10 protein-coding genes are annotated in these 13,481 nt (G+C 51.3%); 9 read left to right on the plus strand and 1 reads right to left on the minus strand.

The genetic code is table 11. The features are described from left to right. The first annotated feature begins 272 nt into the window (after positions 1-272). The 4 genes from ABEA66_RS32035 to ABEA66_RS32050 all read left to right on the plus strand — a co-directional run bounded on the left by ABEA66_RS32035 (position 273) and on the right by ABEA66_RS32050 (position 6,616). Complete coding sequence (locus ABEA66_RS32035) at positions 273-2,231, plus strand: FAD-dependent oxidoreductase (RefSeq protein WP_345593991.1); 1,959 nt, start codon at positions 273-275, stop codon at positions 2,229-2,231. Between the two features lie 469 nt (positions 2,232-2,700). Next, positions 2,701-3,972 carry a histidine--tRNA ligase gene (hisS, locus tag ABEA66_RS32040; protein ID WP_345593993.1) on the plus strand — a complete coding sequence of 424 codons (1,272 nt, stop codon included), beginning with the start codon at positions 2,701-2,703 and terminating at the stop codon, positions 3,970-3,972. Positions 3,973-4,000: 28 nt separating this feature from the next. After that, positions 4,001-5,776, plus strand: a complete 1,776-nt coding sequence (gene aspS / locus ABEA66_RS32045; RefSeq protein ID WP_179136192.1) for an aspartate--tRNA ligase — start codon at positions 4,001-4,003, stop codon at positions 5,774-5,776. An 84-nt stretch (positions 5,777-5,860) separates the two neighbouring features. Next, positions 5,861-6,616: a tRNA threonylcarbamoyladenosine dehydratase gene (locus ABEA66_RS32050; protein ID WP_079912927.1), complete on the plus strand. Its 756-nt coding sequence runs from the start codon at positions 5,861-5,863 to the stop codon at positions 6,614-6,616. Between the two features lie 97 nt (positions 6,617-6,713). On the opposite strand, the gene ABEA66_RS32055 is transcribed toward ABEA66_RS32050, so the two are convergent. Continuing rightward, positions 6,714-7,664 carry an AraC family transcriptional regulator gene (locus tag ABEA66_RS32055; protein ID WP_192700691.1) on the minus strand — a complete coding sequence of 317 codons (951 nt, stop codon included), beginning with the start codon at positions 7,662-7,664 and terminating at the stop codon, positions 6,714-6,716. A 216-nt stretch (positions 7,665-7,880) separates the two neighbouring features. On the opposite strand from ABEA66_RS32055, the gene ABEA66_RS32060 reads away from it, so the two are divergent. From ABEA66_RS32060 to ABEA66_RS32080, 5 genes are all read left to right on the plus strand, one after another. After that, positions 7,881-9,944 carry a glycoside hydrolase family 65 gene (locus ABEA66_RS32060; RefSeq protein ID WP_345593996.1) on the plus strand — a complete coding sequence of 688 codons (2,064 nt, stop codon included), beginning with the start codon at positions 7,881-7,883 and terminating at the stop codon, positions 9,942-9,944. A 164-nt stretch (positions 9,945-10,108) separates the two neighbouring features. Continuing rightward, entirely contained in the window at positions 10,109-10,312 is a 204-nt protein-coding gene (locus ABEA66_RS32065; RefSeq protein WP_079912930.1) for a hypothetical protein, read from the plus strand. Between the two features lie 57 nt (positions 10,313-10,369). Then, positions 10,370-11,455 carry a Gfo/Idh/MocA family protein gene (locus ABEA66_RS32070; protein WP_345594000.1) on the plus strand — a complete coding sequence of 362 codons (1,086 nt, stop codon included), beginning with the start codon at positions 10,370-10,372 and terminating at the stop codon, positions 11,453-11,455. Then, positions 11,452-12,348, plus strand: coding sequence for a sugar phosphate isomerase/epimerase family protein (locus tag ABEA66_RS32075; protein ID WP_345594002.1), 897 nt, complete (start codon positions 11,452-11,454; stop codon positions 12,346-12,348). Before ABEA66_RS32070 ends, ABEA66_RS32075 begins: the two co-directional genes overlap by 4 nt. Before the next feature lies 1 nt (position 12,349). After that, positions 12,350-13,471, plus strand: a complete 1,122-nt coding sequence (locus tag ABEA66_RS32080) for a DUF6807 domain-containing protein (protein WP_345594004.1) — start codon at positions 12,350-12,352, stop codon at positions 13,469-13,471. The last annotated feature ends 10 nt before the right edge of the window (positions 13,472-13,481 follow it).

Below are 13,481 nucleotides of genomic sequence, written 5' to 3' on the forward strand. Positions count from 1 at the left end.
ATACACCCCTTAGAATTCATCGGATTAACCAGGGGGGTTTTCCAATGTCTATTCTAAGGGGTGCACACTAGAAAAACTCCGGGGGCCTGTTTCTTTTCCTGAAAGCCGGCGGTATGGTACACTAAGACAGGCATGTCCAAAGGGTAAATGCTTATAACTGGAATTTATAAGCAGACGCTGAAACATTTGGCGCCTTTCGCCGTATATAAAGGTTGGGGAATTGTGCTTTTATTGGTTGTAGAAAGTCATTACATATGTCAACGAGGTGTGGAATGGGGAAAGCAGGTTATTCAACAGGTAATGCAAGAGGCTGGCTGCTTGCGGTTATTGCTATTGTATTAGTAGCTGCTATAGGAGCGGCGGCTTATTGGTATGCAGTGAAGAAAGAAGGTGCGTCGGCCAGCGGCAGGGGAGTGTCTAAGGCGTTAATGGAAGTCAAGTCGACCAAGGATATTAAAAACAGCTACGATGTCATCGTGGTCGGTACCGACCCTGAAGGTGTCGCGGCAGCGTTATCCGCGGCTCGCAACGGACTCAAGACATTGTTGGTTGACGGAAAAGACCGTACCATCCTGGGCGGGCTTATGACCGAAGGCTGGTTAAACAGCATCGACATGAACTATGATCCTACCAAAAGCGTGCTTGGCAAGCATGACATCATGAATAAAGGAATTTTCACTGAATGGTACGGCAAAATCGAGGGAGATTCCTTCGACATTACGACGGCCGCCAACGCGTTCTATTCTATGGTACAGAAAGAAAGCAATATCGATTTGCTCATGCAAGCGAAATCCATCGAGCCTTCTGTCGCCAAGACGACCGATAAAATAACGGTCACAGGCATTACCGTCACGAAGGCGGACGGCACTAGCCTATCGATTAAGGCTAAAGCAGTTATCGATGCAACGCAGGATGGGGACATTGGGGATATGGCCGGAGTTCCATTCACACACGGCAGAGAGGACCTCGCCGACGTGAAGAGCCGGATGGCTGTCACAGCGGTATTCCGCTTGACCAATATCACGCCGGAGCGTTGGAAGCAATTCGCCAAGACGATTCAAGCCGAGGATAAGGGACAGCAAAAATACGGCATCAACGAGATGAGCCTTTGGGGCTTTGACAAAATGCAGGATTACCCGGCCGTTAACAAGGAACGCGTAAGAATGCGCGGACTGAACGGCGGGCGCCAGAATGACAACACGATGCTGGTCAATGCACTGCAAATTTTCGGGGTGGACCCGTTTGATCCTAAATCCAAGCAGGAAGCGCAGCAAATTGCCAAGGACGAGCTGCCGCATGTGCTTGCTTATTTGAAAAAGAGCTACCCTGATTTTGAAGGAGTAGAGCTGGACGGCATTGCTCCTGAGCTGTATGTTCGCGAATCCCGTCATATGATAGGCGAATACAGATTATCCATTATCGATCTGCTGGAAAACCGGGATCAATGGGACCGCATCGCCTTCGGCGGTTATCCGGTCGATATTCAACGGACAAGCCCTGCGGACAACGGAGCGGTCGTTATAGATCCGGACAAATATGCGATTCCGTTCCGCAGCATCGTTCCGCTTAAGGTGGACGGGCTTCTGGTTGTCGGCAGAGCGGCCAGCTACGATACGCTGCCGCATGGAAGCGCACGGGTTATTCCTGTCGGTATGGCGGAAGGAGAAGCAGCGGGAGCGGCTGCGAAGCTGGCCATCGAGCAGAATATGACATTCCGTCAAATGTCTGCCTCCAAGGAAACGATTGCCAAGCTTCAGGACCTGCTGAACAAGCAGGGGATGGATTTGAAGCCATACACCATCAAGCCGGCTCCTTTCATGGAGAACAAATCGTATGAAGGCCTGAAGACGGCGGTGAGCCTTGGTCTGGCTACAGGCGGCTACAAGAATGAATTCAATCTCGACAGCCCATCGAATCAACAGCGCATGGTCAACATGCTGAACGGGATACGCAAGTTCAAGCCTGCTGTATTGACAGGCAATCCGGCTGCGGTCATTCCGAATGAGAAGGAGCCTCAGAAGCAGCCGCTTTCCCTGGATATCGCGGCGGGAATGATCGCGTCTTTATTGAAGCTTGATGCTGCCCAAGGGGATGCCGTAAGCGCGCTGCAGTCCAAAGGGTATCTGACCAAGCAGACCGTCGATGGAATTGCCAAGAAGCAGGAATTGACGAACGGTGACACTTATATGCTGATCCATGACGCATATAAACAGCTGAACGCGGCAAAATAAGGGCAGCATAAGCGGATTTGCATAGAATTTACATGCTTTTTGCTTGACTTTGCCAAAATTCGATATTACAATTATGCAAAGAATGAAGATCATGATCCGTTGAAGGGACAAAGTACTTCGAGCATAGCATAGCCAGAGAGGGAAGCCATGGGCTGCAAGCTTCCTTATGCGAACCGGATGAAAAGACCTCCCGGAGGACATACGGGGAACCACCGGCAGAACAGCCGATGCAGTAGTCGTAATGCGTTGCGCGGGCGTTAACCGCTTAAGAGTGAATTTGCACGGCTCCATTATAGAGGAGCAGCTTATGCAAATTCAAATCGTGGGTGGTACCGCGGGAAGATTTCGATAATGGATCTCTCGTCCCTGACAAGGCGTCAGGGGCGGGAGATTTTTTGGTTTTATCCATCCGAACCGGTTTATTGGATTTACCGGCTGAAATGAATTTTATGAAAGGAGTGTCGTTGCAGTGAGCATTCAAAAACCAAAAGGAACTCAGGATTTGCTTCCCGGTGAAGTAGAAAAATGGCAGTATATCGAAGCAAAAGCCAGAGAGCTGTGCCAACGCTTCAATTATCGCGAAATTCGCACTCCGATCTTTGAGCATACCGAGCTGTTTCAACGGGGTGTTGGGGAAACGACGGATATTGTCGAGAAGGAGATGTACACCTTCCTGGACAAAGGGGATCGCAGCATATCCTTGCGTCCTGAAGGAACTGCCGGCGTAGTAAGAGCGTACGTGGAAAACAAGCTCTACGGAGAGCCCGATGTTAGCAAGCTGTACTACATCGGTCCGATGTTCCGCTACGAGCAGCCGCAAGCAGGCCGCTACCGCCAGCTGCACCAGTTCGGTATCGAAGCATTCGGTTCGGTTGATCCGAGCATCGATGCGGAGGTTATCGCCCTTGGCTACACATTTTACCGGGAGGTCGGGATCAAGGATGTGACCGTCGAGATTAACTCGGTCGGCAATCCTGCGGTGCGAGCCGCTTATCGCGATACCATCCAGCAATTTTTTGCACCGGTGAAGGATAAGCTGTGCAAAGACTGCCAATCCCGTTACGACCGCAATCCGATGCGGATTCTCGATTGTAAAATCGACCAGAAATACTGCGAAGGAGCTCCGACCATTCTGGAGCATCTGGACGAGGAGTGCAGCGTCCATTTCCAAGCGGTGCAAGATTACTTGAAGGCAATGGATATTCCATTTAGCGTGAATCCTCGATTGGTACGCGGTCTGGATTACTATACGCATACTGCGTTCGAATACAAGGCAGCCGGCATCGGCGCTATCGATACCATCGGCGGCGGAGGACGCTACAACGGTCTTGTCGGCCAGATCGGCGGCAATGATCAGCCGGGAGTCGGCCTCGGACTGGGCTTGGAGCGTACCCTGCTCATCCTGCAGGCGCAGGGAGTTGAAATTCCAACCGTAAAACCGCTGGATGTGTATGTCATCGGTCTTGGCGAAGCGGCAGAGCAGGAAATTCCTCGTTTGCTGCATCAGCTGCGGCTGGAAGGCTTACGGGCCGAAAAGGATTATTTGGGCCGCAAAATCAAGGCGCAAATGAAATCGGCCGACCGGTACCAGGCTCATTTTGTCGCTATCCTTGGCGAAGATGAGCTGGCTCGCGGAGAGATTACCGTCAAGACGATGGCGAGCGGCGAACAGCAAACGATGAAGCTCGACACCTTCGCTGCCGAATTGCGCAAGCTGAAAGAACAGGAATCAAATAGGTAAACCATATCTGGAGGTAGATGAAATCATGATGTTAAGAACGCATCACTGTGGAGCTTTAACGAAAGCGAACGTCGGGGAAACCGTCGTTTTGAACGGCTGGGTACAGCGCAGACGCGACCTTGGGGGCGTATTGTTTATCGATCTGCGCGACCGCAGCGGGCTTGTACAGATCGTATTTAATCCGGATTTCTCCGGCGAAGCGTTGAACATTGCGGATCGTGCCCGCAACGAGTATGTTCTTGCCGTAAGCGGCAAAGTAGTAGAGCGTGACCCGGCTACTGTAAACCCGAACCTGGCCACAGGCGAGATCGAAATTCAAGTTACCCAAATTGAAATTTTGAACCAAGCGAAGAACCCTCCGTTCTTCATTGAGGATGGAATCGAAATCGACGAGTCGCTCCGTCTGAAATATCGTTACCTGGACCTGCGCCGTCCGGAAATGCAGCGCACCTTGATGCTTCGTTCCAAAGCGGCCAAATTGTTCCGTGATTTCCTGGACGAGAATGGCTTCTTGGAAGTGGAGACACCAATTCTGACCAACGATACACCAGAAGGTGCGCGCAGTTATCTGGTGCCAAGCCGTGTGCATCCGGGCGAATTCTTCGCACTGCCGCAGTCGCCTCAGCTATTCAAGCAATTGCTGATGGTAGGTGGCTTGGAGCGCTATTATCAAATCGCTCGCTGCTTCCGTGACGAAGACCTTCGTGCAGACCGTCAGCCGGAATTTACCCAGGTGGACATCGAGACTTCCTTCCTGACCCAGGATCAGCTGCTCGAAATGATGGAAGAGCTGGTTGTACGTTTGATGAAAGAAACGGCTAACGTTGAGATTGAGCGTCCGTTCCAACGCATCAGCTATGCGGATGCTATGGGCAAATACGGCTCTGACAAGCCGGATCTGCGCTTTGGCCTCGAGCTCCAAGACGTATCGGATATCGTTGCAAATTCCGGCGTGAAGGTATTTGCTTCCGTCGTTGAAAAAGGCGGTCAAGTTAAAGCCCTGAACGCTAAAGGCTGCGGCAGCTGGAGCCGTAAGGAAATCGATGACCTGGGCACATTCGCTGCCCGTTACGGAGCGAAAGGCCTGGCATGGGTTGTCCTGAAGGACGGCGAAATGAAAGGTCCTATCGTGAAGTTCTTTACCGAGGAAGAGCTTTCCGCATTGAAAGAGCGCCTTGGCGCCGAAGAAGGCGACTTGCTGCTGTTCTCTGCCGACACGAAAAAGGTAGTAGCTGATGTACTTGGCAACCTTCGTCTGAAAATCGGACGCGAGCTGGGCTTGATCGACGAAAGCAAATTCAAATTTGCATGGGTCGTTGACTTCCCTCTCTTGAGCTACGACGAAGAAGAAAAACGTTATGTGGCGGAGCACCATCCGTTCACACGTCCGAAGGAAGAAGACCTGCATTACTTCGATACCGATCCGGGTCAAATCCGTGCTCAAGCCTATGACCTTGTATTGAACGGATACGAAGTCGGCGGCGGATCCATGCGGATTTACAAGCGGGAAGTTCAAGAGCAAATGTTCAAGGCGCTTGGTTTCTCCAAAGAAGAAGCGCAAGAGAGATTCGGCTTCCTTCTCGAAGCCTTCGAATATGGTACGCCTCCGCACGGCGGTATCGCTTTCGGCTTCGACCGCTTGGTGATGCTGATTGCCGGCCGTACGAACCTTCGCGAAACGATCGCATTCCCGAAAACGGCGAGCGCTACCGACTTGTTGACTGATGCGCCGGGTCCGGTAAGCGACAAGCAGCTGGAGCTGTTGTCCATTCGTTTGGCCTTGAAGCAGCCTGCTTCCAAATAAATAGCAAAGACAGAGAAGATGCCGGGAATAACCGGCTCTTCGCCTGTTCAAATGATAATGAACACTATAAGGAGGGCGGCCCTTATGCTGCACCAGTTTTCCAGAACAGAGCTTGCCATCGGCCCGGAAGGGCTGGACATTATGCGCAACAGCTGCGTAGCCGTCCTCGGCATCGGCGGCGTTGGTTCCATTGCTGCTGAAGCGCTGGCGCGTACAGGCGTCGGAAAACTCATTCTTATCGATAAGGACGTTGTCGATATCACAAATATTAACCGCCAGGTACACGCACTGTTATCGACAGTAGGCCAACCCAAGTCCGATTTGATGAGGGACCGGATCCTGCAAATCAATCCAGAGTGTGACGTTGTATCGCTCCGGATGTTTTATACGGAAGAAACGTACGAGAAGCTGTTCGAATATCCCTTGGATTACGTCATTGACGCATCGGATACGATCAGTTATAAGATTCATTTGATCAAGCAATGTTTACAGCGCAAAATTCCGATCATATCGAGTATGGGCGCCGCTAACAAAATGGACCCAACCAAGTTCCAGGTCGCGGATATTTCCAAAACGACAATGGACCCGCTGGCGAGAGTAATCCGTCACAAGCTGCGGAAAGACGGCATTAAAAAAGGCGTAAAGGTCGTCTTCTCCACGGAAGAACCGATTAAACCGCGCGAGGACGTTACGCAGCGCATCGTTCCCGAGAACGCACCCGAAATCCGTAAGGCACAGCAGCCTCCGGCAAGTAACGCGTTTGTGCCGCCGGTAGCCGGATTGATTGCGGTCAGCGTTGTCGTACAGGATTTATTGGCTAAAGGGAATGCCAAGGCATAATAAAAGCATGGAATACAGAGCAGCAGCTCGGTGTTCCATGCTTTTTGCGCATATAGGATACAATTCCTTTACAATTTTTTCAGAAAAAACCGGAGCCTTATCTGAAGTGTCCGGTAGGCAAGCTTAAAATGTTTGCGTTTTCAATAAGAGCCGCAAAGCATTTGTCAGTGAGGTTAGGCAGCACGCGGTCATTTTTCCGGTATTCCTGCGGAGTCATTCCCGTTCTTTGGCGAAACAGCGTATGAAAAAACTTCATGTCGTGATATCCCACCGTCCCGGCGATTTGCTGTACAGTCATCGAGGTGGCTTTCAACAGCTCACAGCACTTTTGTACCCTTAAATGCTGTACATAGGAGGTGAAGGATGTCCCGGTCGCTTGCTTAATAAGTCTTTGCAGATGACTTACGCTGAGAAAGGCATGCTCGGCAACCTGCTTCAAATTAATATCCTCATGATAATGCTGCTTGATGAACTGCAGTGCATCCTGCACCTTCAGATTCATGGTTTCGGGCACGCTCGTAGACAAAGTATCCCGATGAAGCAAAGCGAGAATTTGAATGAGTATGGAATGGACAATGACTTCATACCCGGGCAGCTGAAGGCGGTACTCTGACAGAAGATTATGAAATAATTCCCCATACTTGCTGTCCTTATCATAGTGATGAAACCAAGGCTGTCTCATATTCTCGGAATGAAACAGCGCATTATGCAGCTCAGAGCCTGCCGGCGGGAAAGAGGAAGAGCTTTGCAGCAGCTCCGGCCGGAATACGCAGTTCAGAATGGATAATGTTCGAACCTTGTCCGGTGAAGGGGGTCGATAAACATGCGACGTACCCATCGGAAGCAGATAAATATCTCCGCGTTTGACCGGGACTACCGTATTGTTAATAAACTGATACCCGATCCCTTCCGTAACATAGCTGATTTCAATGGCATCGTGCGTATGCTGAGGAATACTGAAGGCTTCAAATGCTCGATTTACAAAAATATTCATACCCGGACGAAATTTCTGGTCCGCTCTGAATACCTCCGAAGCCATTGGGTTCATAAGCCACCTCCGGTAACATTTTACAATCATCCACCTAGTTAGATTATAAACTTCGATTCATGATGTAATCAACCCATAATCCACTTTGCAGAGTTGGTATTTTCGCGAAAATGAGTTGAGACCCCCATAAACATTGTGTAACCCCCCCATGTGTCAGGTCATCAGACTGGTATAATTTTATATGATTCTTTTTTCTCTAAAAAGGGGGCATGCAGCTTGAAGATTAACAGAAAGGCCTTGGTCACCCGGCATAATCCGGTTATCAGAGAAGTTTTGGATTTATCTCCGCTTTCCGTCGGGAACGGGGAATTTGCTTTTACAGCGGATTTCACCGGTTTGCAAACGTTTCCGGAATCGTACACGATTCCTCTGGGAACACAGTCGCAATGGGCCTGGCACAGCTCAGGAGGCCGGAATGTCTGGAGTCTCAATGATGTCCGCATGCAGTATAGGGATGAGGAGCGTCAGCTTGGCGGTTATCCAATCCGCGCGGAGGACAAGGAAGAAGCCTATCACTGGCTGAGACAAAATCCGCACAGGCTGCAGCTGGGGCAATTTGGATTTGAGTTTACGAGCGCTTCAGGTGAGCTATTGAACCTGGATGCAATTACCGATATAGAACAAACGCTGGATCTTTGGAGCGGGATTATCGTCAGTCGTTTTCGTGTGGATGACCAGCCCGTCATAGTACATACCTTTTGTCATCCTTCTCTGGACAGCTTCGGAGTTACGGTTGAAAGTCCGCTGCTTGCAGAGGGACGCTTACGGATTCGGGTTCGCTTTCCTGCGCCCGGAATGACCTCGCGGAGCTGGGACCGTTCGATAGACCTCCATTGGGGAGAGCCGGACAGTCATGCAACCACATGCAGCAAGTCTTCTCCGACCGGTGCTTTGCTGGAACGAACCATGGATGAGGACGGGTACAACGTTGCTTTAGGCTGGTCGCAAGGCAGGCTGGAGCAGACCGGGAAGCACGAATTTATCCTTCATGGGGATCAAATCTCGAAGTATATGGAATTTACGGCTGGCTTTTCTCCACTGGGTCAAGTGATAGCGCTTGCATCCGCAGAGGAGATGATGGAGGCTAGCCGCGATCATTGGGAGAGCTTCTGGATGAGCGGAGGTGCCGTTGAGCTGGCTGACAGCAAGGACCCGCGGGCGCTTGAGCTCGAACGCCGTATCGTGCTGTCGCAATTCAATACCGCTATCCACAGCGCAGGAAGCGTACCTCCTCAAGAAACCGGATTATTGTATAACAGCTGGTTCGGTAAGCTTCACCTGGAGATGCATTGGTGGCATGCGTTTCATTTTCCGTTGTGGGGCAGAGCCCATCTGCTGGAACGAAGTATGGGATGGTACAACGATATTCTTCCGGCAGCGCGTGAAATCGCCAGGTCTCAGGGCTATCAAGGTGCCCGTTGGCCCAAGATGGTTGCCGCAGAAGGGGCGCAGAGCCCGTCGGTTATAGCTCCTTTGCTTATCTGGCAGCAGCCGCATCCTATCGTTATGGCAGAGCTGTGTTATTTGGCGAAGCCTACCCGGGAGACGCTGGAGCGATACCGTGATGTCGTGCTGGAATCGGCCGATTTCATGGCATCCTTTGCCGAATGGGATGAAAAAGGCCGCCGATATGTCCTTGGTCCGCCGGTGATTCCGGCACAAGAAAATCATAAGGCGGAGCACACCTGGAATCCGACGTACGAGCTGGAATACTGGCGCCATGGGTTGGAAGTAGCAATGGAATGGGCGAAACGACTAGGTGTTCCGGTGAACCCGAAATGGCTGGAAGTAAGCGAGCAGCTATCCGAGCTGCCTCAGCTGGACGGGGTTTACCTGGCTCACGAGAATTGCCCCGATACGTATACAAAAGCCAACATTGACCATCCTTCCATGCTGGGTGCACTGGGTCTGCTCCCCGGCAAAAAAGCAGATCCGGCCGTTATGCGAAATACACTGCAGCGGGTTATGGACAGCTGGCGCTGGGAGCACACATGGGGCTGGGATTACCCGATGGCGGCAATGACCGCGGCTCGGCTGGGTGAAGGAGAATGGGCCGTCGATCTGCTGCTGAAGGAGGTCACCAAGAACACGTATTTACCGAACGGCCATAACTACCAGCGTCCCGGCTTGTACGCTTATTTGCCTGGCAACGGCGGGCTTTTGACAGCAGTTGCAATGATGGCCTGCGGCTGGCAGGGAAGTCCGGAACGTCACGCTCCCGGTTTTCCATCCGATGGCAGCTGGACCGTCCGTTGGGAAGGCCTTCATCCGTGGATGTAGCATTGGTAGCATTGCTAGCTCGTGGAAAGAAGCGCTTAGAATCGTTCTAAACATTTAATCCGTCGCTTAACAATATGGATGTGAGTACGGCAATGCGGAAAGCAAAGGAAGAAGCCGGCAAGACTGCTGATGCGGTGAAAAAATAATCACTTGGGAGGTGCGGTATGGTCAAAAAAATCATGGTGCTGCTGGGGTTATTCATTATTCTGTTGATCGTATGGATCGCGGCGGGATTATGGTTCTCATCTCTGTACGGAAATGCCGGCTTCGGAGGCACGCTATTGATAGGCTTTTGTATCGTACCTCTCGTTCTCCGTTTGGCAGTAACCAAGCTGTTTCGTGCAAATGAGAAGACCATAGACCATTAGCTGCAACGCGATAGTTCCATTTTTTTACACATGAAGCAAAAAGGGGAGAAATCATCCATGTCATCCAAAGAAATCGGGTATGCCGTATTCGGGCTGGGAGTTGGCAAAAGCCATCTCGCCAGTGCGGTAAAAGCTAAGGGATGCAAGTTCGTCGCGATCTGCGACATGAACGAAGCGGTTTTGCACAATCTTGGCGACGAATATGGAATTGATCCGGCGAACCGTTACACGAGCTACGAGGAGCTTCTGAAACGCGAGGATATCGATGTTATCAGCGTGTGCACGCCGAGCGGCTGGCACAAGGAGCATACGATAATGGCGCTCAAGGCCGGTAAGCATGTGCTGACCGAGAAGCCCCTGGAGATCCGTGTAGATCGAATTGATGAAATGAACCAGGTGGCGGCGGAGCAAGGACTTTATCTCGGCTGTGTATTCCAGAACCGGCTTGCGCCGGCCAACCAATTGATCAAGCAAACGATCCAAAGCGGCCGGATGGGCAAAATGATCACATCCAATTTTCATTTGAAATGGTATCGCGATGATAAATATTATGCCAAGAACGGCGGGTGGAGGGGTACCTGGGCCATGGACGGCGGCGGTGCAATCATGAACCAAACCATCCATACCGTTGATCTTATGCAGTGGTTTATGGGGCCGGTGCGAAGCATTTTTGCCAAAATGGGGACGTACAATCACCCGATTGAAACGGAAGACACAGCGGTAGCCGTCGTGACGTTCGAAAGCGGAGCTATCGGTACCCTTATTGGAACGACATGCGCCTATCCGGGGCTAGAGGTCTCCGTTCAAATTCACGGATCAACGGGCTCCATTTATTCCAAAAGCAACAAGATCGAGCTGTTTAAAATGGCCGATGATGATGAGCACTATTCCGAGGAAGCCCGTATCCTGGAGGCTTATGGCACAGGAGCAGCCAAACCGGCTTCCGAATCGGGTGCACTGCCGAAGACGGGTCATGCAGGGCAAGTCCAGGATATAATCGATGCCGTAATAGAGGGACGCCCTCCTATGATTGAAGGCAAAGAGGGAAGAGCTTCCGTCGAAATCGTGCAAGCGCTTTATGAATCCGCAAGAACCGGCAAGGAAGTATTCCTGCCATATGTACCGGAGCTGAGCAAAGCATGAATAAGCCAAATGAACGCACCTCTTCCTTTCCGGCTATTGGATGCTGCCTGACAACCGGGTCTTTTATGCCGCAAAGCGGAAATACCGAAGCTTCACAGAAAGATCCAGCCGACGTGCTGCTTACCGGAATTAACGGCCTGCTTCAATCAGGCTATGACTTCGCGGAGCTTACCGTCGGGGCATTAGCCCAGCTCTCAGAGGATGAATTTGCGCGGCTGCAAAGCAGGCTGAAAGAGGAAGGCATTGCCATTCCCGTCTTTAACAGCTTTATTCCTCCTGCACTGAAATTAACAGGCCCGGAAACCCAGGCTCAAGCGATAGAAGAGTACGTCGCAAAAGCAATGAAGCGAGTTCATGAAGTCGGCGGAGAAATGATTATTTTCGGCAGCGGAGGCGCCCGAACCGTTCCGGAGGGCTATGCCGTCGAACAAGGACTTCAACAAATTAAAGACTTTCTGACCCTATGTGACCGCTATGCAGATCAATATGATCTTATTGTCGCTATAGAACCGCTGAACCGTAAGGAAAGCAATGTGATCAATAAAGTTGAGGAAGCGTTGGACGTGGCTCTCGAGCTCAATCTGCGGCATATTCAAGTGCTTGCCGACGCTTACCACATGCATTTGGAGCAGGAGTCACCCGAGATTGTGAAGCGTGCGGTTGAAAGCAACCTCCTGGCGCATGTGCATTATGCCGAGTTCGATCGAAGCTTCCCGTCAGGGACCGAAGACGCCGGAGTCGATCTGAGAGGCTTGTTTACCTTTCTTAGGGACTGTGGATATCAAGGGCGCGTTTCTGCTGAATGTATGGGAGAGAATGTAATGGTTCATAATCAAGCTTCCTTGAGGTATGTAAGAAATTTGTTAGTACAACTACATGAAAGAGGCGAATAGGATGTCTTTATTTACTTTATCCGTACAATCCGGCCACCATGCTCGTCGGCATTGTCCCGTATCCTTCCGCATTGCCGCTAATGCCGAGATTCTTAATGGAACGGCCGAGCTGCATATGATCGGAGAGGACGGAAAGCCGGTGGCGCTCCAATGTGAGAATGTTAACGGCGAGCTGGTCCTCCACTGGATTGTGGATCATCTGGGCGCCGGGGAGAGCCTTACCTATACCGTTCATGCGGGTGCAAATCCGGAAGGAGAAGCGGTATCGGGCATTCGGCTGGAAGAAAGAGAGCATCAGATCGATGTGGTGATCGGAGGCAGCTATTTCACCTCTTATGTATTTCATCCGGACATCGCCAAGCCCTATCTCGGGCCTATTATGGGGCCGTACGGCGAAAGCTTCACACGTCTTGATTTTGAAACGAAAGAGCACCCGCATCACAGATCCTTATGGCTTGCGATCGGCGATGTTAACGACATTGATATGTGGAATGAGCCGAAGGAACGGCATGGAAAGCAAATCGTAACCGGATTCGGGGACAAAACCGAAGGTGCGGTATTGGCAAGACTGACCTCTACTCAACAATGGTGCTCCTATGGAGGAAAGCCGCAATTGACGGAAACAAGAACGATGACGTTCTACAATACTCCTGCTGAAGGCCGGTTTATCGATATCGATTTTTCCCTGGTGGCGAACGGACGTGTTGAGCTGGGCGCTACGAAAGAAGCGGGACCGCTGGGAATCCGCGTCGCAGAATCGATGAAGGCCGATAACGGAGGAGTGATTCGCAATTCCTTCGGTTCCGTCGGAGAAAAGGAATGCTGGGGTCAGCGCGCTCAATGGTGCGACTACTACGGCAATGTCGGCGGGCAGACGCTGGGAATCGCCGCCTTCGATCATCCCGATAATGTGGACTATCCTACGTATTGGCATGTACGGGACTACGGTCTTCTGGCAGCCAACAATTTCTACTTCTTGGGCGGCAAGCTGCTTCAAAAGGGCCAATCCCTGAGCTATAAGCACCGTGTTTATTTCCACGCGGGAGATACGGATGCCAGCCGGGTAACAGAGAAGTACCAGGACTACATTCATCCGCCCGTCGTCTCCTTGGTTAAACAATAACAATGATAGA

Source organism: Paenibacillus vulneris, assembly GCF_039543185.1.
GTDB classification, from domain to species: domain Bacteria; phylum Bacillota; class Bacilli; order Paenibacillales; family NBRC-103111; genus Paenibacillus_S; species Paenibacillus_S vulneris.